We start from the raw sequence: 21,690 nt of genomic DNA, 5'->3' as shown, positions 1-21,690 counted from the left end.
GATGCCCGCCATCGCCCCCGGCGTCCTGCCACTCCGTCGTAGCGTCGGGGAGACGGGCCCACCGCCTCGTCGACGCAACGGCGCGCCACCGGCAAGGAGTTGATCGTGGACACACACGACGCGCAGGACACCGCGAAGAGACTGCGGGCGATCGGCGACGAGCTGTCGGAGCGGTTCTACGAACGGGACGACGTGGTGCGGACGCTGGTGGTGACGCTGCTGGCCGGGCAGCATTCACTGGTGCTCGGACCGCCCGGGACGGCGAAGTCGGAGCTGGCCCGGGAGCTCACCGGCCGGGTCGAGGGGGCGGCCTACTGGGAGATCCTGCTGTCGAAGTTCACCGCGCCGACGCGGATGTTCGGCCCCATCGACGTCGCCGCGCTGGCCCGGGGCGAGTACCGCCAGGTCTACGACGGCCGCGCCACCACCGCGCATGTCGCCTTCATCGACGAGATCTTCAAATGCTCCACGGCGGCGCTGAACGAGACCCTGGGCTACCTCAACGAGCGGATCTACCACCCCGAGAACGGCGGCGAGCCGATCCGCTGCCCTCTGATCGGCGCCATCACGGCGAGCAACGAACTGCCCGCCGGAGAGGACTCGGCCGCGATCTACGACCGGCTGCTGGTGCGGATCGAGGTCGGATACCTGGAGGACCCCTCGAACTTCGCCGCGCTGGTCCGCTCCGCGGTCGGCCGCCCGGCGGCACCGGAGCGGACCACCATCGAGCTGGCCGCACTGCGGCACGCCGTGGCGGAGGCCGTCCCTGCCGTGGACGTCCCCGACGCGATCGTGGACGCGGTGTGCACGCTGCGGGCCGCCCTGCGCCGCAGGGAACTCGTCGCCTCCGACCGCCGCTGGCGGCAGGCGGTGGGACTGCTCCAGGCGTCGGCGTACCTCGACGGCCGCCCCGAGGTCGCCGAGGCCGATCTGTCGGTGCTGACTCATGTGCTGTGGGACTCCCCCGCGCAGCGCCCGACCGTCGAGCGCGAGGTGCTGCACCTGGTCAACCCCGACGCCAAGGAGGCGCTCGAGCTGGCCGACACCATCGAGGAGCTGGAGGTCCAGCTCGACGCGATGGCCGGGCAGTCCCGCGAGGCGCTGAGCGAGTGGGTCATCAAGCAGGCCCACAACAAGCTCGCCATGGCCGGGAAGCGGCTGGAGAAGCTGCGCGAGGAGGCGGCGGGCGCCGGCCGTTCCACCGCCGCCATCGACCGGGTCACCGGCCGCCAGCGCGCCGTCCGCGCCCGTGTGCTCACGGAGGCCCTCGGCATGGACGCGAGCATGGTGCAGGCCCAACTGTGAGCAGCGGCGGACCCCACCGGCTCGACGAGCTGGCGGGCCGGGGCGGGAAGTGGCTGGGTCTGTCCGCCGCCGCCCCCGAGCGGCACTCCGGGGCCGTGGTCGCGGACCGGTTCGACCGGATCGCCTGGCGCGACACCTGTGAACAGTCGGCCGGGCTGCGCGAGCTGGCCGGGGAACTGAGCGACCACCACGACCACGCCGGCGACCTCCTGGCCGACACGTTCCTGGCCGCCTACAAGGTCAGGCCCCGGTTGCGCGAGCCCGCAGACATGGACCCCTCCCGGCTCGTCAACCACCAGGTCGTCAGCTCACTGGTGGCGTCCCCGGAGTTCACCGAACTGCACCGGGAGACCGCCGGCGACCCCTACGCCGCCGCCATGGCCGTACTCGCCCAGGCCGCCGCGCTGCGGGGGCTGCTGGAGCGTACTCGGCAGGCCCGGGAACAGGCCGAGCAGCAGAAGCGGGCCCAGCGGGACGTGGCGGACGCGGCCGACGCCGTGAGCGAGGCGCTCCGGCGGGCCGCCGCCGAGGCCGAGGCGGACGGCACGGTGCCCGGCCCGGCCGCCGCCGCCGTAGAAAGGGCGATCGAGGCCGCCGAGACCGCCGAAGCCGCCGCGCGGCAGGCCGCCCAAGCCGCCGCGCAGGCCCTCGCCGCGGCGGCCCCCGGGGTCGGCGCCGCCGCCCGGACCGCGGCCGCGAAGGCCGCCGCGGTCGTTGGGGAGGAGGCCGCGCTGATGCGGGCCTGGGGCGTCGGATCCGGCGAGCTGGAGCGGATGCCGTTCGGCCGGCGCGCCCTGCTCGCCGAACGGCTGCGCACCGGCCGGCTCGCGCGGTGGGCCGAACTGATCGGCCGATTCCGGCAGATGGCCGGCGGCGAGCGCGCCCGCAAGGTGGAGAACGCCACCGGGGAGCTGGTCGGCGTGACCCTCGGCGACGACCTGTCGCGCGTCATCCCCTCCGAGCTCGCGAACCTCGGTCTGCCCGAGCTGCGCGCGGTGTTCGCCGTGCGCTACGCCGCCGGGGAGCTGATGCTCTACGACAGCCAGGGCGAGCAGGCCACCGGCCGGGGCGCGATCATCGCCTGCGTGGACACCTCGCACTCCATGTACGAGGCGGGGCCGGGCGGCATCACCCGGGAGGCGTGGGCCAAGGCGTGCGCGCTGGCACTGCTGGACCAGGCCCGCCACGCGGGACGCGACTTCGTCGGCATCCTGTTCTCCGCCGCCGACCGGCTGAAGGTCTTCCGCTTCCCGGCCGACGAGCCCGCGGGCATCGCCCGGACCCTCGACTTCGCGGAGACCTTCCTCGGCGGCGGCACCAGCTACCAGCGACCGTTGTCGGCGGCTGCCGATCTGCTGGAGGAGGAGTTCAACGACGCCTCCCGCAGGCGCGGCGACATCGTGATGATCACCGACGACGACTGCGGCGTCACCGAGGAGTGGACACGCGGCTGGAACGAGGCCAAGCACCGCCTGGGCTTCCGGCTCTTCGGCGTGGCCGTGGGCGCCCCACGGGTCGCGGCGACCGACTCTGTTCTGGACACCCTCTGCGACAACCTCCGCGCGGTCGAGGACCTGACGGACGTCCACGCGGCCGCGGACCTCTTCCGCGTGATCTGACGCCGGTCACGACAAACCCCTGACGATGCAGAAGGGATGCCCGGCCGGATCCGTGAGGACCCGCCATCTGTCCTCCTGCGGCTGCTGGTCCGGCCTGCCCGCGCCCAGTTCCAGCAGCCGGACCTCGGCCTCGTCCAGGTCTACGACCCTGAAGCAACAGTGCAGTTGCTGCGGAACGGCCGGGTCGGGCCAGCTCGGAGCCCGGTAGCCGGCGACCCGCTGAAAGCCGATGTTGAACCCGCCCTCACCGTCCAGCGCGGCGAACCCGGCGTCCGACTCGGGGTGCAGCTCGAGTCCGGTGGCCTCTTGGTAGAACGCCGCCAGGGCGAGCGGATCCGGGCAGTCCAGGGTGATCGCGCTCAGTTTCATCAGCGGGGTCATGGCGCCTCCGGGCCGATCGGTGGGGACTTGGGTCCCGCCCACACTAGAAGCGGTCGATCGCTAAATCGTTCGACGCGTCGGGGTGGGCAGCGTCATGATCCGCACTCGTGACGACGACTTCGCAGCAGTTTCTGGTCCGGGCCGCCGCCCGGAACAACGCCGAGTGGTGCGCGGCGATGTGCCGGGCGCACGGGGTGGCCGGCGAGTTCGAGGGCGAGGCCTGGGCCGCCCGGGTCCGGACGCCGCTCTACTACCCCGACGCGGTGACGCTGGAGCCGGACGCCGGCCGGGACGCGCTCGTGGCGCGGATCGACACGGCCTCGCCCGGCGCCTCGGTCAAGGACAGCTTCGCCGACCTGGAGCTGACGGAGGCCGGGTTCCGGGTGCTGTTCGAGGCGCAGTGGATCCACCGTCCGGCGGGGGCGCCCTCGACCGAGCCGGATGCACCGGACCTCGTATGGGACGTGGCGGGCGACCCGGACACGCTGCGCGCCTGGGCACTGGCCTGGGACGACGGGGCCGGGGACGCGGACCTGTTCCGGCCCGGGCTGCTCGCCGACCCGGAGACCTTCGTGGTCCTGGGACGGTCCCCCGAGGGCCGCGTGGTCGCCGGCGCGGTGGCGAGTCGCAGCGAACACGTGATCGGCGTGTCCAACGTCTTCGGGCGGTACGGCGGGCCCGACGCGGCCTGGCCGGGTGTTCTGCACGCACTCGCCCGGCTCTTCCCCACCCTGCCCGTCGTCGGATACGAACACGGCGACGATCTGGCGATCGCTCTCCGGCACGGCTTCGAGCCGCTCGGCCCGTTGCGGGTGTGGACGCACAGCGGGTAGCCGGCCCGGCTGTCCTCCTGCGGCCTACTGTTGCTTATGCGCTACGGATGTGCCGGCCCGCCAGCTTGGCCCCTCCCAGTGGGCGGGCCGCTGACCGGCGGCCCGCCGCACACCGGCCACGCGGCGGAGCCCGGCCCTCACCGGCGTGACCAGCTTCGTCTCACTGCCAGAAGACCTCGATAACGGTGATCTGCGGATCCTCGGCACGTGGGGTGAAGGTGTAGACCAGCCAGCCCCGGTGGTTGTCGAAGTACAGGATGCGCGGCCCCTTGGGGTCGGTGGACCGCACCGGTTCGATGTACATCGTCTCCGGGAGGTCGGCATCGGCGTCGATCCCCCGGAAGTAGGGGTCCTTCGCAGTGACCAGTTCGGCGCGGGCTTCGTCGACCATCTTCTGTGCGTGCCCAGGCAGCTCATCACGACGTACCAGAGCGTCGAGCCGCCAGTCCATCTGCCATGGCGGCCCCATGAACGTGTCGGTCACTCGCCGGGCTCCAGCTCCCGTGCGCTGTAGCGGATCTCCGACACCTCATCGATGAGAGCCTTGGCCACGGCATAGTCGGAGGCCTCGGCCGCGCGGTGGTGCAGATCGGCAACGTGGGCGTCCAACTGCGGATCACGTGCGATCGCGTACTCCACCCACCAGCGGGCCAGGAACGCGGGCAGCGGTCCGATGTCGTAGGTGTCGGCGATCGCCCGCTTCCAGTGCTCGTCGAAGTCGGGAAGCAGTCGCGGAGTGTGCCGGGCGATCGCTTCACGCAGAGCCTTCGGAGTCCGCTCGGGCATGGGCGGGACGGCCGGTGTCGGTTCGGCGGCGTGGGCGGTCATGACCGATGAACTCCTTCGACGCGTCGTGGTTACGACCATAGTCCGCTCCCCGGGTGGTGCGTGGCCTGTCCGTGGGCGCCTTCACCCTCCTCGATGTCCGGTACAGGCAGGCGCATGCCGCGGGACTCGGCGACGCGCAGGGCGTCGGTCAGGCACTCGGCGAGGCGGACGCCGGCGAAGCGGACCTCGGTGTAGGGCGAAGCCGGGTCGTCCAGCACCTTGCGGGCGAGGCCGAGCACGTCGGTGCCGGTGGCGAGCTGGACGGCCTCCAGGTCGTCGGCGAGACGGGAGAGGTAGCTGTCGTTGTCGTCGGTCACCAGGTAGCAGGGGTTGCCGCCGGGGGACGGCCAGGGCAGGAGCCGAGGGGGCGGTGTGCCGTTGGGGTGTTCCATCAGGCGGCCACCTCCAGGGCCGGGCGGCTGCGCTGCTGGAGGGCGACTACCTGTTCATGAGCGGTGAGGTAGGGGCGGACCAGGGCGGAGGCGCTGCCGTCGAAGGGGGTGGGGAGGCCGTACGGGGAGCGGTGGCAGGGGAGCTGCGGGGGCTGGGGTGCGGAGGGGCAGCTTACGAGGCTGGGGTGCACGTGGGGGAAGAGGTGACGGCGGGGGCGGCACTGACGCCGTTTCCCGGTGCCGGGGGCGAAGAGGAGGCGCAGCCATTCGAGGGCGCGGGGGTGGCCGTGCCCCGGGAGGTCTAGCCACCTCGCCGGGGTCTTTCTGTCTTCGACGTTACACCTGGATATAGCCCTCTACATACAAGTACAGAGGGATCCACACGATCGGGCAGGTCGACACCGCTCTACGTTGGACGTATGAGCGATACCGAAGCATCGAAGCCCTCGCTGGACCCAATGAGCGCGAGACCGCTCTACATTCAGCTGGCCGATGTCATCGCCGGGAAGATCGCATCCGGAGAGCTGGCTCCGGACAGGCCCATCCCTTCCGAGAACCACCTCGCCGACGAGTACGGCGTGGCACGACTCACCGCACGGCGGGCCGCACAGGAACTCCGCGAGCGCGGCCTGATCGTCACCGTGCGAGGCAAGGGATCCTTCGTCGTCGAACGGCCGACAGGCGACGCGCCGGAAGAAAGCGAACGGAACACCTGAAGCCGCCCCTCGGTGGTGACCACCTCGTCGTCGCACCTGGGTCAGCACGACCATCGAGGCCACCACGGCCAAAAGACGCTACGGGTACGTGAAACTCGCCGACGCCATCGCCACGGACATCGCGTCCGGCAAGCTGCCGCAGGGCGCCGCGCTGCCCGGCGAACGCGCCATGACCGATCTGTACAGCGTGAGCATCGGCACCGTGCGTCGCGCAGTCGTCGAACTCCGCAAACGCGGGCTCGTCGCCACCCTGCCCGCGAAGGGCACGTACGCCATCGGGATGCCGGAGCCGGCTGACGACAGGCCCAAGACCAGCGAGTAGCCGCAGGGCCTGCGCCGCTACTGAGGCTTGTACGACAGGAACGTGCCGTACTGCCTCCTGACCCCCTCCTCCGATTCCTGCACCACCCGCGTCGTGACCACCAGCCCCGCCTGCCGGAGCAGTTCCGCGATCGCGTCCGGCGGCAGCAGGTGCGACTCGTAGGACACCGGATGGTCGCCGTACGCGCGCGTCGGGCGCAGGTGCTCGCCGCTGCCCACATGGCCGGCCAGCATCAGCCGGCCGCCGGGCGCGAGGGTGCGGTGGAACTCGGCGAACACCGTCGGCAGCCACCGCGGCGGGGTGTGGTGGGTGGTGTAGTACGCCAGGATGCCGCCGAGTTCGCCGCTGCCGATCTCCAACGCCGTCATCGAGCCGACGGTGAAGCGGAGTTCCGGATGGGCCTCCCGGGCCAGTTCGACCATCCTCGGCGACACGTCCACGCCGAACACCGGCACTCCCAGGGCGGCCAGATGTGCCGTCACCTTGCCCGGACCGCAGCCCAGGTCGGCGACCGGCCCAAGGGGACGTGCGAGTTCGGCGAAGGCGGCCAGCATCGCGCGGGACACCGGGTCCAGCTCGGCCGGCTCCTTGACGAGTCGGGCGTAGTCGGCGGCGACGGTGTCGTAGGACTCCCGGATCGCGGTGAGGTGGGAGGGCTCGGTCATGCCGCGAAGCTAGACGACGGCACTGACACTCCTCGTACGCCGAGGCGAGTACGCCGGTTTACTCCCGCCGAAAGACGACCGCACCCCGCCGCCCCGGCAGCGTGTTCCACGTGACTACGAAGCCGAAGCCGAAGCCGAACCCGAAACTCAGCCGCCCCGCCCGCCGGGCCGTCCTGGTCGTCCACGTCACCGCCTCCGCGAGCTGGCTCGGGCTCACGCTCGGGCTGCTCGCGCTCGGGACCACCGCGGCCACCACCGGGTCCGCCGTGACCGTGGAGGCGTCCGTCCGGGCCATGCGACTCTTCGCCGACTGGCTCCTCCTCCCCGTCGCGTTCCTCACGCTGCTCAGCGGTCTGGTGCTGTCGCTGGGCACGCCCTGGGGTCTGGCGCGGCACCGGTGGGTCTACACGAAGTTCTGGCTGACCCTCGCCACGACCACCGCCACGGTGTTCGCCCTGCGCCCCGGGGTGAACGCCGCGGTCACCGCCGTCGCCGCGGGCGGCCCGCTGCCCGACGCCGGTGACGTCCTGATGGGGCCGGTCGTCTCGCTGTCCGCCTACGTCTTCATGACGGTGATCTCGGTCCTGAAGCCCTGGGGCCTGACCAGGCGGGGCAGGAGGCTGCGGACACCCGCCCGACGCACCCTCCAGGACGCCTGACGCCAGCCTAACGCCATACACGGGTTGCCTAAAAACTTTAGGCAGATGCACAATCCCTTCAGGCAGAAGGGAGGATCTCTATGGCACGCGTGGGACTCACACCGGAGCGGCTGACCGAGGCGGGCGCGGAACTCGCCGACGAGGTCGGCTTCGACGAGGTCACCGTCTCGGCGCTCGCCCGGCGGTTCGACGTCAAGGTCGCGAGCCTGTACTCGCACGTGAAGAACTCCCAGGATCTCCGGACCAGGATCGCCCTGCTGGCGCTCGCGGAAATGGCCGACCGGGCCGCCGACGCCCTGGCCGGACGGGCCGGCAAGGACGCCCTGGCCGCCCTCGCCGACGTGTACCGCGACTACGCCCGGGAACACCCCGGCCGCTATGCCGCAGCCCAGTTGCGGCTCGACCCGCGGACGGCGGCCGCGAGCGCGGGCGTCCGGCACGCCCGGATGACCCGGGCGCTGCTGCGCGGCTACGACCTGACGGAACCGGACCAGACCCACGCGGTCCGGCTGCTCGGCAGCGTCTTCCACGGGTACGTCAGCCTGGAGCTGGGCGGCGGGTTCAGTCACAGCGCCCCCGACACCGACGAGACCTGGGTCCGGATCATCGACGCCCTCGACACGCTGCTGCGCAACTGGCCCGCGCCCCCTACGGATCCCCGAGGCTGACTCCATGCACACCGAGCACGACTGGATCACCACCCCGCTCACGGCGGACCTGCTGCGCGGCGCCCTCGACCTGGAGCGCACCGAGCACGGCCTGCTCCCGCACCGGCTGCCCGCCCGGGCCCGGGCCCAGAACACCAACCCCCAGCTCGCCATGGCCGAGGCCCAGCCGTCCGGCGTACGGCTGGTCTTCCGTACCGCCGCGACGGCCGTCGAACTCGACACGCTGCGCACCAAGCGCGACTACGTCGGCTTCCCGTCCCGCCCGGACGGCCTGTACGACCTGCTCGTCGACGGCCGCCCGGCCGGCCAGGCCTCCGGGACCGGCGGCAACGTCCTCACGGTCGACATGGCCACCTGGGACGGCGAGGTCACGCCGGGCCCGGTGGGCACCGTCCGCTTCACCGGTCTGGCCGCGGGCGAGAAGGACGTCGAGATCTGGCTGCCGCACAACGAGACCACCGAGCTCGTCGCCCTGCGCACCGACGCCCCCGTGGCGCCCCTGCCCGACCGGGGCCGCAGGGTGTGGCTGCACCACGGCAGTTCGATCAGCCACGGCTCCGACGCCGCGAGCCCCACGGCCATCTGGCCCGCGATCGCCGCGTCCCTGGGCGGTGTGGAACTGGTCAACCTCGGTTTCGGCGGCAGCGCGATGCTCGACCCGTTCACCGCGCGTGCCATGCGGGACACCCCGGCGGACCTGATCAGCGTCAAGATCGGCATCAACATCGTCAACGGGGACGTGATGCGGCTGCGCGCCTTCGGCCCGGCCGTGCACGGCTTCCTCGACACGATCCGCGACGGGCACCCCGACACCCCGCTGCTGGTCGTCTCCCCCATCCACTGCGCGATCCACGAGGACACCCCCGGCCCCACCGCCCCTGACCTCGGCGAGATCAAGAACGGCCGGCTGCTGTTCGCCGCCATGGGCGACCCGGCGGAGAAGGCCGCCGGGAAGCTCACGCTCGGCGTCATCCGGGAGGAACTGGCCCGCGTCGTGCGGCAGCGCGCGGCCGACGACCCGAACCTCCACTACCTCGACGGCCTCGCCCTCTACGGCGAGTCCGACGCCACCGCACTCCCCCTCCCCGACCACGTCCACCCGGACGCCGCCACCCACCGCCACATCGGCGAACGCTTCGGCGCACTGGCCTTCACCGAGGGAGGCCCCTTCGCGGAACGCTGAGGCCGGGTCAGCCCTCGATGCCCTCGAAGCCCTGCTCCGCCAGGATCTTGTCGATGCGCGCGCGGTGGGCCGACTCCCAGTCGTCGAGGGTCTCCGCGGCCTCCTTCGCCAGCTTGGCGCGGGCCGCGGCGAACACCTCCTCCCGGCGGGCGCCGGGCACCACCACGACCCCCTCCTCGTCGGCGACGACCACGTCACCCGGGTCGACGCCCACCCCGCCGCAGGTCACCCGCTCACCCAGCGGTCGGGCGGCGGCCTTGGTGCCCGGGATGGGGATGACACCGCGTGCGAACACCGGGAAGCGGGCCTCCCGCACCTCGGGGAGGTCGCGGATCAGCCCGTCGAGGACGAACGCGGTGACACCGCGGCGCTGGGCGACGGCGCAGACGTTGCCGCCGGCCAGCGCGTAGTCCAGGTCGCCCGACTCCACGACGACGACCGAACCGGGCTCGGCCCGGTGGATCGCGGCGTGCAGCATCAGGTTGTCGCCGGGCGGGCACCGCACGGTGAAGGCCGGTCCGGCCACCCGCGGCACCGGCTCCCACAGGGGCCGGATCCCGATGTCCATGACCTGCCCGCGGCCCAGCAGATCGGCCAGCGTGGTGGTGGGGATGTCCGTGAACGCGTCTGTGTCAGCCATGACATGGACCCTAACCACCCCGTACGCGCGCGTGTCTAGAACGGCAACGGCCTCCCGTGCACCACCTCCAGCCTCGTCACCGCCCGCGTCAGCACCACGTACAGCCGATGCAGCCCCCGTGCCTCCGCCTCGGCGATCGCCGCCGGCTCGACGGCCACGACATGGTCGTACTCGAGTCCCTTGACCACGCTCGCGGGCACCAGGGCCAGGCGCGCGCCGAGTTCCCCGGGTCCCGCCGCCTCGATACCGGCCGCGTCCAGGGCCGCCCGCACCCGGGCCACGTCCGCGTCCGCCGCGACGACCCCGACCGAGCCTTCCCGCTCCAGCGCCTCCCGTACAGCGTCCACGACCGCCGCCGGCACCCCGTCCGGGTCCGTCTGCCGCATCCGCAACTCCCCGTCCCCGCGCAGCGAACGGGCCGCCGGCACATCCACGTCCAGCCGCTCCAGCAGCCGGTTGGCGAGGCCGACGACCGCACGCGGCACACGAAATCCGGTGGTCAGCTCGACCACGGCCGCGTCCGGTTTCCCCAGGTGCGCCAGGACCGTCGGCCACGACCGCGCCGCCCACGGCGTCGTCCCCTGGGCCAGATCGCCCAGGACCGTCAGCGAACCGAAGGGGGCCCGGCGGGCGATGGCCCGGCACTCCATCGGGGACAGGTCCTGCGCCTCGTCGACGACGACATGCCCGTACCCCTCCGGATGCTCGATCAGCCCGGCCACCTCGTCGAGCAGCACCAGATCGGCGGCCGACCAGCGGGCCGACTTCCACGACCGGGGCGGCTTGAGCCACAGCAGCGCCCGCTGCTCCGCGTCATCCAGCAGCCCGTCGGCCGCCCCCGCCAGCACCTCGCCGTCGGTGAGCAGTTCGGCCACGACCTCCTCCGGCCGCACCCGGGGCCAGACGGCGTCGAGGTACTCGGACACCGGCCGCGCCCGCTCGACCCGCCGCACCCAGGCGTTCGCCGGCGGCCCGGCCCGCCGCTCCACCCGCTCGCGCAGACACCGCACGATCCGCGCCCGCACCCGCTCCCGCCCGACCCCGTAGGGCGGTTCCTCCTCCCGTACGTCCGCGACGATCCGCGCCAGCTCCGCCTCGGGCACCCGCCAGCGGTACGACCCGTCCGGCACGGCGAGCGAGCCCGCCCCCGCGGTGCGCACACGCGCGTACAGCGCCCGCCGCAGCACCTCCGCCGTCCGGGCGTCGTGCTTGACGACGGCGGCCGAGTCGTCGTCGGCACCGCGGACCGGCCACCGCGCGATCTCCTCGGCGAGGGTCGACTGCCGCACCCCCGTCTCGCCGAGGGCCGGCAGCACCTCCGCGATGTACGACAGGAACGTACGGTTGGGCCCGAGGATCAGCAGGCCGCCGCGCCGGATGCGCTGCGGGTGCGTGTACAGCAGATACGCGGCCCGGTGCAGGCCGACGGCCGTCTTGCCGGTGCCCGGCGCGCCCTGCACACACACCGACATCGCCAGGTCCCCGCGTACGAGGTCGTCCTGCTCGGGCTGGATGGTCGCGGCGATGTCCCGCATCGGCCCCACGCGAGGCCGCTCGATCTCCCGGGCGACAATCGCGCTGGCCCCGGCCTCCCCCTGCCCCAGGTGCTCGTCCTCCAGGCCGGTCAGATCGCCGGAGTCCCCGCGACTGCCGGCCGCCCACCCGAAGCGCCGACGCACGGCGACGCCCTGCGGATCACGGGCGGAGGACTGATAGAAGGCACGCGAGACGGGTGCGCGCCAGTCGACGACGAGGGGCGGTTCGGCCGGGTGCTCGGAGATGCGCAACCGCCCGATGTGCAGCCGCCCGCCGGCCCCCTCGAACTCCAGGGCCCCGAAGAACAACGGCCCCTCGGGCAGTTCCCGCAAGGCCTTGGCATGGCTGCGCAGCCGGTACCCGAGCACCTCCGCGTCGGCACCGGACGCGGAGACGTCCTCCCCGATGACGACCTGTTCACCGGCGCCCTCGACCATCGCGGCAAGGGCGTGACGGCAGCGCTCGTGATGGGCGCGTTCACGGCTGAGGGCGTGCTGGAGGGCGGGTTCGGTCGACGTCATTCCACCGAGCGTACGGCAAAACGTAACTCAGTTAAATTTATTACTCACTCTCACCCGTGAAACCGTGCCGGCAGCCCGGCCACCAGCCACCCGAACGCCCGCTCCGCCGCCGCCACCGCGTCCCCCCGCACATCCGCCACCCGCTCCCCCGCCGCGATCCGCCGCCAGTTCTCCAGCGCGAGAACCCGCAGTACGGCCATGATCTGCCCGGCCGCCAGCCGTGCGTCCAGATCGCCCCCGAGCACCTCGGCCAGCGCGGCCTCCGACCGCTCCTGGTGCGTATGGGCACGGGCGACCAGGGAGGGTGTCCCGTAGAGCAGGGCGTGGAAGGCGAGCACCTGGGGATGGTCATTGAGCCCGGTCACGGGGTCGGCTCGCTCCAGCCCCGCCAGGAAATGCCGCCGCAAGGCCTCCACCGGCGGCTCCTCCGCCCCGGCCACCACCCGCGCGGCCTCCCCCTCGTGGTCGGCGATCCGGTACAGCACCAGATCCTCCTTGGCCGGGAAGTACCGGAACAGCGTCGGCTTGGAGATCTCGGCCGCCGCCGCCACCTCGGCGACGGACACCGCGTCGAACCCCTTCTCCAGAAAGAGCCCCACCGCGATGTCCGACACGACCTGATACATCCGCCGCTTCTTGCGCTCGCGCAGCCCGGTCTCGCTCATGGGGGGAGCCTACGCAGAGGCCGTGGCTAGGCCAGGGCGCGGGCGAGATACGGGTTCGCCGTGGACCTGACCGGGAGGCCGAGCGAGCCCGTGGCGACCGCCAGCGTCACCGCGTAGGAGTCCACCGCCCGCCGCACGTTCGGGGCGTCCAGGCTCGCGCCGGTCACGATGCGGTCCAGATCGACGTACGCGGATCGCACGATCTCCAGCCAGCGGTACACCCGCCAGTCCTTGCGCCAGTCGCGGGTGTACTCGGCGGGCAGCCGCCGCTCCCAGCGGCGGAACATGCGGTCCCGGATCTCCGGCCGGGTCGGTGTGAGGTGCATGTGCCGGACGAGGTCGTAGAGGGGATCGCCGACCACGGCCATCTCCCAGTCGATGATGGTCAGCGCCAAGTCGTCGTCGCGCCGTACGAGGTTCCAGGGGTTCAGGTCCCCGTGCAGCAGGGCGGGCTTCCGCCGGCTCACCTCGTGCCGGGAGAGGATCAGCTGCAACCGGTCCGCGGCGGGCAGCCCGAGATGCCGGGCCAGCTGCTGCGACTCCTTCGGCAGATCCCGTACCAGGGAGATGAGCTGGTCCCGCAGCCAGCGGTGGAAAGCGCCCTCACCGGCGGTCGGATCGACCTGCTTGTACCGCACCCGCGTCAGAGCGCACAGCTGGTCCACCAAGCCGTCCGCCTCGTGCGGCAGCAGTCCGTGGACGGGGTGGTTGGGCGGCCGGTCGACGTCCCGCGGTCCGACGTAGGTGTGGATGGCGATGGTGTCGCTCTGGAAGGTCTCGCCCAGCGCGAGCACCCTCGGCGCCGCCACCTCGATGGACGACTCCTCGATCGCGCGCAGCACGGTGTGCTCGCTGAGGAAGCCACGTTCCCGACGGCACACCTCGGGCAGCTTCCGCCGTACGACCACGGGGGAGTCGACACCCGGCACCGACACCACCGTGTTCAGGTGCGCGGTCCCCTTGAAGACCCTCCCCGCAGGGGCGGCACCCTCTGCCAGCAAGGCCTCCCGGACGGCGGCGGACGGGAAGTCGGGGCGCTCCGGAACTCGCCGGTCGGGCCGCCACTCGAACGCCTTCGCGATCCAGGCCCGGCCGCTGATGTCTCCGTTCATGCGCGACACCAGCCAGCGGAACAGGGCCCGCCTGATCTCGCCCTCACCCGGCACGCTCCCGAGCCGCAGCGGCTCCGCCGCCGCTTCGAGTGCCCGTCGCACCTCGGTCGTCGCCTCGTCCAGGCTCGTCTGCGTGAACGATTCCTCGAGGGACCGGGCGGCCCGCATCACGTCGGGGAAGACCGATTGGGCCCGCTCGAACGCCAGGTAGTGCCGCAGATCCTTGGCCAGTCCGTTGACGGCGGCCGGCCGGACCTCCTGCATCGCCTCGGCCCACGCGTCGACCACCTCGGTCCATTGGTGGGCCGGGTACCGCATGCGGACGAGGTGCGTGGCGAGGTCGTGCAGCGGGTCGCCGTAGGTAGCGAGCTCCCAGTCGACACAGATGAGGGGCGGATCGCCCGCGTAGGACACGATCACGTTGTCCCGGTGCAGATCGGCGTGGAGCAGGCTGTACGGCCGCCGGGCCATGGCGGGGACCCGCCCGGCCAGCCCGGCGAGAGCGTCTTCCGGGATGCCCAGCGCCGCGAACAGCCCTCCGAAGGACGACCAGTTGGGCCGCCTGATCTGCCGGTCGGCCAGTTGGACCAGCGTCTGGAGAAATCCCTGGCTGTCCATGTCGTTGCGGGGCCAGGCGGACGGCAGGGCGGGCAGTGCCCCACGCCGCACCTGGGCCATCTGGGCGAGCAGACCCGCCAGCGCCTTGATGAGCAGGGTGTCGACAGGCTTGCCGTTGTCGCAGACGCTGGAGAGCGGTACGCCCTCCACAAAGCTGTGGATCGCGAAATCGCTCCGCTTGACCAGACACTCCGGCGCATGCGGCAGGATTCCCCGGACGGCCTCGAGGATCTCCGCCTCGTTCTGCCAGGTCCGGATGACCACGGGCAGCGCGTCCGGTCGCCGGATACGGACGGTCACGGACGTCCCGGCCTCCCGTCCGACCAGCCGGGCCATGTCCTCCGTCAACGGCAGGACGAAATTCTGGTTGTGATGGCCGCTGCTCGCCTGGCCCAGCTCGGCGGCCATCCTGACGAAGGCCCGGTAGGCGGCGTCGTGCGAGGCGCGCTCCCCGAGGAAGGGACGGGGAAGAGGAGGTGCGCCCACTGGCCGCTCCGGAAGTACGAGAAGGGAAGAACGGTATGGCAAACCGTAAGGTCGCGGCCGGTGCCGCGCATGGCAGGTGAGCCATTGAGGGTGGATTTGCCACCCGTCTGCATGAGACGGCGTGAACTCGTTCTATGGTGGCCGGTTGCCCTCCTTCGGATACGAACGAGGACAGGCGTTTGACTCAATCGGTGCGCGGTGCGGGAATGCTACACCCGGCTACCCCCATGGCCCCTCGCGCCTCCCCGGCGCTTTTCGTCACTCGGATCGCTCGGCCAACAAGTTCCAGACGGAGTCGTACCACCTGCGCATGGTGTCCACGAAGATGGTCCCGGCAGAGTCGGGGTCGCCGTCCTGCACGTGGTGCGTCAGCGTGGCGCCCAGGCCCAGGACGTCGAGCGCCCGCACCTGGTCCCCGCTGTCCAGGACCAGGGCGCGTTCGACGACCCGGTACAGGCCGTGCAGCACCTCGGCTTCGTTGATCACGTACAGCTTGAAGGTCGGTGTGAGGGGGGCGTGCCGGATCTCGAGGTCGACGGACGGGACCAGCTTCTCCGCCCGCAGCCCCTCCAGCACCTGGTGCAGGGACTCCGTGCTCCGCCTGGTGATGGTGCGGAAGCGGTCCCGCAGGCGGGGGGCGTCCTCGTCGTTCACGGCCCGGGGGTAGGGCAGCTCCAGCGACTCGGACGGCAGGAGCATGCGCAGGGCGATGCGCTCGGGCGCGATGAGGCCGGCGCGGATCCGTTCGTCCTGACGGCGGATGTGGACGTCCAACGATTCCGACGTCAACGTATAGACGTCCAGGGTGACTTCGCGCTGCTCGAACGCCTCGCTGATGAGCGGGTCCAGTGTCATCGGCCGTCGGGACCTGGTGGCCCTGGCCGTCTCGGACTGGATGCGCTGGTTCTTGATGACCCGGGCCCTGGTCCCCTGCCGGTTCTCGATCCAGCTCTCGTTGCCCAGTTCCTGGATGACCCGCTGCACGGTGTCCCTGGAGACTCCGAACTCCTTGGCGAGCTCGCGCTGCGAGGGCAGCAGAGCCCCCTGCGGATATGTCCCGTCCGCCATCCGCGTCCGCAGTTCTTCCGCCACATGCCGGAACGCCTTGCCGTCACCACTCCGCCTGGCAGTCACACGACGTACCTACCGCCGACAGCCGACAAGCAAACAGGTTTGGTTCAGGCAAGCAGTCCGTCCAACTTGCCGGTTAAGGGATCAAGTTGACCGGGCATGCCTGATGTAAGCAGGCAACCAGGCAAGTGGACCGACGAGTTGCCTGACCCACAGGCCAGGACGGGAGGCGAGCCGTGACGATCCAGTTGCGTCCGGCAGACGGCCTAGGCCCGCCGCCGCAGCACCAGCAGCAGCGGTTCCAGGGAAGTCAGGACCGCGTCGGCCCCGGCCGCCTTCAGGAGCTTGGCCTTGCGTTCGTTGCGCGCGAAGCCCAGGAACGGCACCCCGGCTCGTGCCGCCGCCTCGTGGTCGGAGGGCGTGTCGCCGATCATCAGAGCGTCGGACGGAGCCGCGCCCATCGCGCTCAGCGCCCGGTTGAGGCAGTGCGGGTCCGGCTTCAGAAGGTGGAGTTCCTGGGTGCGGCCGTAGATGTGAGGCTGGAAGCAGGGGACGAGTCCGCGACTCGTGAGGTACTCGGCGACCACGAGCGGGGAGTTGTTGGTGGCGATCGCCAGACGAGTCCCCACCGCCGTCCACGTACGGATCAGCGGGTCCGCGTACGCGGTCGGCATCGCCGAAGACGCGGCCAGCCGCTCCTCCTGGGTGAGACGTGCCTCCAGATCGGCGACGAGATCGCTGCCGGGGTGCCGGCGGTCCACGGCGCGCAGCACCACATGCGGGTCGAGGGACTCTCGCTCGCTCTCCGTCAGCAGCCCGTGCAGCCCCCGGCCCTCCAGCCAGGACACCAGGTCGCTCGCCACCCGCTCCGCCGAGTGGTTGGCGAACAGACGGCAGATGGGCCCGTCGAAGTCCCACAGCACGACGCGGGCGCGTCTGATCAGATTCCGGAGCTCGTGCGAATCGCTTTCGGTCTGGACTTTCACCGCACCAGTCTGCGTCGTATCAGAAGTCACTAGGAGAGTGTCAGGTCCGTCGTGATGGTTTCCCAGAGGGCGTCGAACCACTTCTGGGATTCCTGGACGAACGCCGCGTCCCGCTGGCCCGCTCGTTTCACGAAGGAGAAGAGGAGGGACTGGGAGCCGAGGACGTCGTACATGTCCAGGGTCCGGCTGCCCCACTCCTCCTCGCGCCTGGTCAGCATGTAGTAGCCGATCAGCGCCTCCTCCTGGTTGAGGAGGTACAGCTTCACCGGCGGGGTGAAGGGCAGCGCGCGGAACGTGACGTGCACGTCGATGCCGTGCGTGGAGCGCAGGGCCAGGAAGTTGTGCTGGAGGACCTGGCCCTGGGCGTTGCGCATGGCCAGCCAGCGCTGGTGGACCGGGTTGTCGTCGTCGTGGGCCTCCACGGGGACGGGGAAGGCCAGCTCGATGTCCCGGGAGGGGACGAGGATGCGGACGTCGATCGACTCGGGGTGGATCCGGCCCTCGTGGATGAGGCGGAGCGGTTCGCCGATGGCGACCATCAGGGTCTCCGCGGTGTGGCAGACCACGTCCACGCGAACGCGGCGGGCCGAGAACGCCTCCGTCAGCCGGGGCGCCAGACCGACCATCGTCGTCTGGGGCTCGCCCCGGACGGGAGCGGGCACGGCGATCCGCGGAGGGCTGCCCTTGCTGACGTTGGTGAGGAGACCGTCCTCCTGGAGTGCCCGCAGGGCCTGGCGGACGGCGCCGCGTTCCACGCCGAACTCCTCCGCGAGTTCGGCCTGGGTGGGCAGGCGGTCCCCGGGCTTGAGCTCGCCCGTGCGGATGCGTTCCCGCAGGTGGTCGGCGATCTCCTGGGGCGAGAGCCTTCTGCTGCCGTTGACTGCCACGTTCTCCGCCACGTCCTCCGCCACGTCCGCCTGGATCACGACCAAACGCTACAACTTTGATCCATCTGGCGGGAGTTGTTTGAAAGTTGTTTATACCTAGGGGCCAAGTGGGGACAACTTAATCAGAGTTGGTTGCCAACTCCTCCGAGTTGGCGGAAGTTTTGCTTCCGAACTTCCGAAGGGGGAAACCAATGCCCGCCCTCACTCTTCTCGCCGCCATCGCAGTCGTCGCCTTCGAGCAGTTCGTCCAGTGGAAGTACGGCCCGGTCGGCATCGTCGGCCTGCTCCTTCTCACCGTGGGGCTCAAGTCCAACAACTCGGCGGTCAGCTCCACCGGAGCCGTCGTGCTGGCGCTGCTGGTGCTGAGGACCGCCCTATGAGCTCGTGAGCACCAGCTCCGAACTGATCGTCTCCCACAGCGCGTTGAACCAGAGGTGCGACTGCTCGACGAAGGTCGTGTCGCGCAGGCCCGGTCCCTGCCGGAAGGAGAACAGCATCGACCGGGTGCCCTGCGCGTCGTACATCTCCATCTGCTCGTGGTCGATCTCGGCCTCCCGGCGCGTCAGCGTGTAGTACGCGAACAGCGCCTCCGAGCCGTTGAGCAGGTACAGCTTCACCGGCGGGGTGAAGGGCAGCGCCCGGAACGTGACGTGCACATCGATGCCGTGCGTGGCACGCAGGGCCAGCAGATTGTGCTCGAGGACCTGCCCCTGGGCATTGCGCATCGCCAGCCACCGCTCGTGCACCCAGTCGTCACCGCGCCCCTCGACCGGCACCGGGAAGGCGAGGTCGATGTCCCGGCTCGGCAGCAGGACCCGGACGTCGACCTTGGCCGGTTTCAGCCGTCCGGCGTGGATCTGCCGCAGGGGTTCGCCGATCGCCAGCGTGAGGGAGATGGAGGTCAGGCACACGGCGTCGATCTCGACGTGCTCCGCCGCGAACGCCGTCGCGATCCGGGGCGCCAGGCCCACCGTCGTGGGCAGCGGCGGGGCCTGCGGGCCGGTCAGCGCCCTGGCGGGGTCGGAGGCGACGGTCGCCGGGCTTCCCTTGGACACATTGGTGAGCAGCTGCTCGGACTGCAGGATGCGCAGCGCCTGGCGCACGGCACCGCGCTCGACGCCGAACTCGTCGGCGAGCTGCGCCTGCGTCGGCATGCGCTCACCGGACCGCAGCACTCCTGACCTGATCCGGGCGCGCAGTTCGTCGGCCACCTCTTGATGTGTTCTCTGTGGCCGTTGCGACCTCTTCCGTCCATTGACGGAGGTGTGTTCCGGGTCCACAACCAAACAGTACAACTTCCCGCCATCTTCCGGCAGTTCAGCGCAGGGTGGTTATGAGACGCTTCCAAGCGGCTATAAGTACAGAGAAGTTGGTCGCCAACTTATGCAACATGGTCAGACGGGCCTCCCTTCCGGAGGGGAGCCGGGAGCCCGGTCGGTGATCACCACCGCACAACAACCACAACCGAACAGCTCGCTACGGATGCGGGTCCCTGTCCACCGGCAGAGGGGAGCGGCTCAGAACATGTCCGGGCACCAAGGCCGCCTGGACGTACGCAGCAGGGCGTCGGCCTTCCGGGCGGCGCCCGCTCGTTCTTCCCGCACCCGCCCCAGCGCCGCCAGCCGCACCGCCGACTCGTCCCCGAGCCACAGAGCCCCCAACTCGCCCAGTTCCAGGCTGAGTTCCGCGCTCTCGGTGGTCGGCGTACAGGACGCGCCCTCGGCGGAGGCCTCCAGCCGGTACCGCCCGCCGGTCAGACCGTCCACCCCGGCGACCTCCAGCACCAGCGTCCCCTCCCCCTCGTACGTCCGCGCCTCCAGCGCCCGTACGACGTCCAGGATCCGCACCCACAGGAAGTCCGCCAGCGACGTGACCCTGGCCGCCCGCGGATCCGGCAGGAAGTGCGGGAGCAGATCGTCGGGCGCCCGCCAGCCGCTCTTCACCGTCACGACCCAGTCGATGGAGCAGAGGTACTGCCACAGGGCGCGCTCCGCGGCCGGTGTCACCCCGGTCAGCCACTTCACGGTCGCCGTGTTCAACGGCTGCTTGGCCTCGCCCCAGTTGTCGTCCACCTCGTACGCGGCCATGCCATCGACCTCGCCGGACGCCGAGCGGTACACGGCGAAGAAGGGCATCTTCCAAGCCGGGTCGAACCGTACGGCGCCGGTGTTCACCTTCCACCAGAACTCGTCGCGGTCGATGGCGCCGGGCTGGGTGCGGCGCAGCCGCTCGTGCAGGTCGGGGCCGAGCTTGCGGACCTCGTCGCCGTCCACCAGGTCGATCCGGCCGCCGTCCGCCGGGCCCGCCCAGCGGGCGTCGAGGCCGGCCCGCGGCACATCGACCGTCCACTCGGCCATCCAGGCCGCCGGCCCGAAGCCGTACCGGCCGTAGATCGGGTACTCGGCGGCGATCAGCGTCGCGACGACGGCTCCGCGGTCCTTCGCGGCCGCCAGGTCCCGCGCCATCATCCGGCTGAGCAGCCCGCGGCGGCGGTGGGTGGCGGTGACGGTGACACCCGTGACGGCGTCGGCCGGGACGGTCGCCCCGCCCACGGCCGTGAGCTCCTGGTCGAAGGAGCGGAAGGTCGCCACGCACCGGCCGCCGTCGAAGGCGCCGAGGAAGCGGCCCGGGACGAAGTTCCGGCGACGGCCCTCGATCTCCTCCGCGGAGACGACGGGCCCCCGCAGAAAGCCGGTGTGCACGGCACGCAGCCACTCGGCGTGTTCGGCTTCGGCGATGGGGCGTATGTCGATGTCGGCTTCGCGGGTCATGGACTCACGCTAGGCGGAGGGCCGGTCGGTGTCGCGCGGATTTCCGGGCGCCCGGCCCTCCCCCTGACCGGGAGCGCTCAGACCAGCAGGTCGTCGACCTGTGCCTCCCCTTCGCGGTAGCGGCGGGCGATCTCCCCACTGCACTCGTCGGCCGTGCGCTGGAGCCGCTGCCGCCGCCGGGAGACCTGCTGCTCGTAGCGCACGAGCCGTCCCATCGCCGTGTTCAGCTCGAGGTCCGTCCGCGCCCCCAGGTCGGACAGCTCGACCTCGCCGAGCATCTCCGCCGCCAGCCGCCGGGACTCCTCGCCCTGCGGGGTGGAGAGCGTCACATGGCGGGCGGAGGAGCGGTGCCGGGCCGGGGCATCCCGCAGGATCTCCGCCAGCCGCTCGACGACGGACACCTCCGCGGGCGCCTCCACGGCGGCCACGTCCGCCGGTGTGCGCCGCGCCAACTCCGCGCGCAGGATGTCGATCCGCCCCTGCAGCAGCCGCCGCAGGTAGCTGAGGTCGGCCTCGTCGCGCTGGGCCTCGCGGCGCAGTGTGCGCAGCTCGGGCAGGCTCAGCGCGGTCTGATCGGGCTCGGGAGCGTCCGAGGGCAGCCGCGGGCTGTCCGTGCGCTGTGTGGGCGGCCGGTGGTACTCCGTCGCCCCGATCCCCGTGTACGTCGACCAGACAGCCCCCGACTGCTGCCCGGTGCTTGATGTGCTCATGTGCCTCAACCGTCCCCTCGACCGGTGTGTGCATGCATCGTGCCACCCCAAGTGGCCGCTATGGGAACGAGTGCCCCCGATAGACCCCAGATGGGCGGTTAAGCAGCAAAATACGG

At 71.3% G+C, this 21,690-nt stretch carries 25 protein-coding genes; 9 read left to right on the top strand and 16 right to left on the bottom strand.

Annotated features, from left to right (window positions below; genetic code table 11):
* Positions 1-105: 105 nt before the first annotated feature.
* Complete coding sequence (locus ACFT32_RS28555; RefSeq protein ID WP_382494921.1) at positions 106-1,305, top strand: AAA family ATPase; 1,200 nt, start codon at positions 106-108, stop codon at positions 1,303-1,305.
* Entirely contained in the window at positions 1,302-2,924 is a 1,623-nt protein-coding gene (locus tag ACFT32_RS28550; protein WP_382494918.1) for a vWA domain-containing protein, read from the top strand. The genes ACFT32_RS28555 and ACFT32_RS28550 overlap by 4 nt, the downstream gene beginning before the upstream one ends.
* Before the next feature lie 6 nt (positions 2,925-2,930).
* On the opposite strand, the gene ACFT32_RS28545 is transcribed toward ACFT32_RS28550, so the two are convergent.
* Entirely contained in the window at positions 2,931-3,305 is a 375-nt protein-coding gene (locus ACFT32_RS28545; RefSeq protein WP_382494915.1) for a VOC family protein, read from the bottom strand.
* A 176-nt stretch (positions 3,306-3,481) separates the two neighbouring features.
* On the opposite strand from ACFT32_RS28545, the gene ACFT32_RS28540 reads away from it, so the two are divergent.
* Positions 3,482-4,138: a hypothetical protein gene (locus ACFT32_RS28540; protein ID WP_382495896.1), complete on the top strand. Its 657-nt coding sequence runs from the start codon at positions 3,482-3,484 to the stop codon at positions 4,136-4,138.
* A gap of 160 nt (positions 4,139-4,298) precedes the next feature.
* On the opposite strand, the gene ACFT32_RS28535 is transcribed toward ACFT32_RS28540, so the two are convergent.
* The 4 genes from ACFT32_RS28535 to ACFT32_RS28520 are packed head-to-tail and all read right to left on the bottom strand — an operon-like array spanning position 4,299 to position 5,549.
* Positions 4,299-4,622, bottom strand: coding sequence for a hypothetical protein (locus ACFT32_RS28535; protein ID WP_382494913.1), 324 nt, complete (start codon positions 4,620-4,622; stop codon positions 4,299-4,301).
* Positions 4,619-4,966, bottom strand: a complete 348-nt coding sequence (locus ACFT32_RS28530; RefSeq protein WP_382494910.1) for a DUF6247 family protein — start codon at positions 4,964-4,966, stop codon at positions 4,619-4,621. Before ACFT32_RS28530 ends, ACFT32_RS28535 begins: the two co-directional genes overlap by 4 nt.
* Positions 4,967-4,995: 29 nt before the next feature.
* A complete protein-coding gene (locus ACFT32_RS28525; protein WP_382494907.1) occupies positions 4,996-5,358 on the bottom strand; it encodes a hypothetical protein in 363 nt (120 codons plus the stop codon).
* On the bottom strand, positions 5,358-5,549 hold the full coding sequence (locus tag ACFT32_RS28520) for a hypothetical protein (protein ID WP_382494904.1): 192 nt from the start codon (positions 5,547-5,549) through the stop codon (positions 5,358-5,360). Before ACFT32_RS28520 ends, ACFT32_RS28525 begins: the two co-directional genes overlap by 1 nt.
* Before the next feature lie 228 nt (positions 5,550-5,777).
* On the opposite strand from ACFT32_RS28520, the gene ACFT32_RS28515 reads away from it, so the two are divergent.
* Positions 5,778-6,074 (top strand): GntR family transcriptional regulator, encoded by a 297-nt coding sequence (locus ACFT32_RS28515; protein ID WP_382494901.1) that lies wholly within the window; start codon positions 5,778-5,780, stop codon positions 6,072-6,074.
* Positions 6,075-6,162: 88 nt separating this feature from the next.
* Positions 6,163-6,396, top strand: a complete 234-nt coding sequence (locus tag ACFT32_RS28510) for a winged helix-turn-helix domain-containing protein (protein WP_382494898.1) — start codon at positions 6,163-6,165, stop codon at positions 6,394-6,396.
* 17 nt (positions 6,397-6,413) lie between these two features.
* Here the strand turns inward: ACFT32_RS28510 and ACFT32_RS28505 are convergent, their stop codons facing one another.
* Positions 6,414-7,061 (bottom strand): class I SAM-dependent methyltransferase, encoded by a 648-nt coding sequence (locus tag ACFT32_RS28505; RefSeq protein ID WP_382494895.1) that lies wholly within the window; start codon positions 7,059-7,061, stop codon positions 6,414-6,416.
* A gap of 110 nt (positions 7,062-7,171) precedes the next feature.
* Here ACFT32_RS28505 and ACFT32_RS28500 point away from each other — a divergent pair, with 110 nt between their 5' ends.
* From ACFT32_RS28500 to ACFT32_RS28490, 3 genes are all read left to right on the top strand, one after another.
* Positions 7,172-7,720 carry a DUF2269 domain-containing protein gene (locus tag ACFT32_RS28500; RefSeq protein WP_382494892.1) on the top strand — a complete coding sequence of 183 codons (549 nt, stop codon included), beginning with the start codon at positions 7,172-7,174 and terminating at the stop codon, positions 7,718-7,720.
* Positions 7,721-7,800: 80 nt separating this feature from the next.
* A complete protein-coding gene (locus ACFT32_RS28495; protein ID WP_382494890.1) occupies positions 7,801-8,388 on the top strand; it encodes a TetR/AcrR family transcriptional regulator in 588 nt (195 codons plus the stop codon).
* Positions 8,389-8,392: 4 nt separating this feature from the next.
* Complete coding sequence (locus ACFT32_RS28490) at positions 8,393-9,571, top strand: GDSL-type esterase/lipase family protein (RefSeq protein WP_382494887.1); 1,179 nt, start codon at positions 8,393-8,395, stop codon at positions 9,569-9,571.
* 7 nt (positions 9,572-9,578) lie between these two features.
* Here the strand turns inward: ACFT32_RS28490 and ACFT32_RS28485 are convergent, their stop codons facing one another.
* From ACFT32_RS28485 to ACFT32_RS28455, 7 genes are all read right to left on the bottom strand, one after another.
* On the bottom strand, positions 9,579-10,211 hold the full coding sequence (locus tag ACFT32_RS28485; protein WP_382494884.1) for an RraA family protein: 633 nt from the start codon (positions 10,209-10,211) through the stop codon (positions 9,579-9,581).
* 35 nt (positions 10,212-10,246) lie between these two features.
* The gene (locus tag ACFT32_RS28480) at positions 10,247-12,268 is read right to left on the bottom strand and encodes a HelD family protein (RefSeq protein WP_382494881.1); all 2,022 of its coding nucleotides are present in this window, start codon (positions 12,266-12,268) and stop codon (positions 10,247-10,249) included.
* A gap of 50 nt (positions 12,269-12,318) precedes the next feature.
* Positions 12,319-12,933: a TetR family transcriptional regulator gene (locus ACFT32_RS28475; RefSeq protein ID WP_382494879.1), complete on the bottom strand. Its 615-nt coding sequence runs from the start codon at positions 12,931-12,933 to the stop codon at positions 12,319-12,321.
* A gap of 26 nt (positions 12,934-12,959) precedes the next feature.
* Positions 12,960-15,149, bottom strand: a complete 2,190-nt coding sequence (locus ACFT32_RS28470; RefSeq protein WP_382494877.1) for a phosphotransferase — start codon at positions 15,147-15,149, stop codon at positions 12,960-12,962.
* Positions 15,150-15,407: 258 nt separating this feature from the next.
* Positions 15,408-16,283, bottom strand: coding sequence for a winged helix-turn-helix domain-containing protein (locus ACFT32_RS28465; protein WP_382494876.1), 876 nt, complete (start codon positions 16,281-16,283; stop codon positions 15,408-15,410).
* A 203-nt stretch (positions 16,284-16,486) separates the two neighbouring features.
* The gene (locus ACFT32_RS28460; RefSeq protein ID WP_382494873.1) at positions 16,487-17,206 is read right to left on the bottom strand and encodes an HAD family hydrolase; all 720 of its coding nucleotides are present in this window, start codon (positions 17,204-17,206) and stop codon (positions 16,487-16,489) included.
* 29 nt (positions 17,207-17,235) lie between these two features.
* Entirely contained in the window at positions 17,236-18,132 is an 897-nt protein-coding gene (locus ACFT32_RS28455) for a winged helix-turn-helix domain-containing protein (RefSeq protein ID WP_382494870.1), read from the bottom strand.
* A 152-nt stretch (positions 18,133-18,284) separates the two neighbouring features.
* Here ACFT32_RS28455 and ACFT32_RS28450 point away from each other — a divergent pair, with 152 nt between their 5' ends.
* Positions 18,285-18,473: a hypothetical protein gene (locus ACFT32_RS28450; protein WP_189729472.1), complete on the top strand. Its 189-nt coding sequence runs from the start codon at positions 18,285-18,287 to the stop codon at positions 18,471-18,473.
* Here the strand turns inward: ACFT32_RS28450 and ACFT32_RS28445 are convergent.
* The 3 genes from ACFT32_RS28445 to ACFT32_RS28435 all read right to left on the bottom strand — a co-directional run bounded on the left by ACFT32_RS28445 (position 18,468) and on the right by ACFT32_RS28435 (position 21,574).
* Positions 18,468-19,379 (bottom strand): FadR/GntR family transcriptional regulator, encoded by a 912-nt coding sequence (locus ACFT32_RS28445; protein WP_382494867.1) that lies wholly within the window; start codon positions 19,377-19,379, stop codon positions 18,468-18,470. The two genes, ACFT32_RS28450 and ACFT32_RS28445, sit on opposite strands and share 6 nt — an antisense overlap.
* A gap of 231 nt (positions 19,380-19,610) precedes the next feature.
* A complete protein-coding gene (locus ACFT32_RS28440; protein ID WP_382494864.1) occupies positions 19,611-20,864 on the bottom strand; it encodes a GNAT family N-acetyltransferase in 1,254 nt (417 codons plus the stop codon).
* Positions 20,865-20,941: 77 nt separating this feature from the next.
* Positions 20,942-21,574, bottom strand: a complete 633-nt coding sequence (locus tag ACFT32_RS28435; RefSeq protein ID WP_382494861.1) for an aerial mycelium formation protein — start codon at positions 21,572-21,574, stop codon at positions 20,942-20,944.
* Between the last annotated feature and the right edge of the window lie 116 nt (positions 21,575-21,690).

Source organism: Streptomyces sp. NPDC057002 (genome assembly GCF_042673825.1).
Taxonomy (GTDB): Bacteria; Actinomycetota; Actinomycetes; order Streptomycetales; family Streptomycetaceae; genus Streptomyces.
Note: the sequence above shows the minus strand (reverse complement) of the source record. Positions and strands in the feature narration are given on the sequence as shown.

Coding starts and splice junctions, on each gene's coding strand:
- ACFT32_RS28450 (WP_189729472.1), top strand. CDS start 18,285: ATGCCCGCCCTCACTCTTCTCGCCGCCATCGCAGTCGTCGCCTTCGAG.
- ACFT32_RS28515 (WP_382494901.1), top strand. CDS start 5,778: ATGAGCGATACCGAAGCATCGAAGCCCTCGCTGGACCCAATGAGCGCG.
- ACFT32_RS28545 (WP_382494915.1), bottom strand. CDS start 3,305: ATGACCCCGCTGATGAAACTGAGCGCGATCACCCTGGACTGCCCGGAT.
- ACFT32_RS28495 (WP_382494890.1), top strand. CDS start 7,801: ATGGCACGCGTGGGACTCACACCGGAGCGGCTGACCGAGGCGGGCGCG.
- ACFT32_RS28525 (WP_382494907.1), bottom strand. CDS start 5,358: ATGGAACACCCCAACGGCACACCGCCCCCTCGGCTCCTGCCCTGGCCG.
- ACFT32_RS28540 (WP_382495896.1), top strand. CDS start 3,482: ATGTGCCGGGCGCACGGGGTGGCCGGCGAGTTCGAGGGCGAGGCCTGG.
- ACFT32_RS28440 (WP_382494864.1), bottom strand. CDS start 20,864: ATGACCCGCGAAGCCGACATCGACATACGCCCCATCGCCGAAGCCGAA.
- ACFT32_RS28485 (WP_382494884.1), bottom strand. CDS start 10,211: ATGGCTGACACAGACGCGTTCACGGACATCCCCACCACCACGCTGGCC.
- ACFT32_RS28480 (WP_382494881.1), bottom strand. CDS start 12,268: ATGACGTCGACCGAACCCGCCCTCCAGCACGCCCTCAGCCGTGAACGC.
- ACFT32_RS28475 (WP_382494879.1), bottom strand. CDS start 12,933: ATGAGCGAGACCGGGCTGCGCGAGCGCAAGAAGCGGCGGATGTATCAG.
- ACFT32_RS28505 (WP_382494895.1), bottom strand. CDS start 7,061: ATGACCGAGCCCTCCCACCTCACCGCGATCCGGGAGTCCTACGACACC.
- ACFT32_RS28490 (WP_382494887.1), top strand. CDS start 8,393: ATGCACACCGAGCACGACTGGATCACCACCCCGCTCACGGCGGACCTG.
- ACFT32_RS28530 (WP_382494910.1), bottom strand. CDS start 4,966: ATGACCGCCCACGCCGCCGAACCGACACCGGCCGTCCCGCCCATGCCC.
- ACFT32_RS28435 (WP_382494861.1), bottom strand. CDS start 21,574: ATGAGCACATCAAGCACCGGGCAGCAGTCGGGGGCTGTCTGGTCGACG.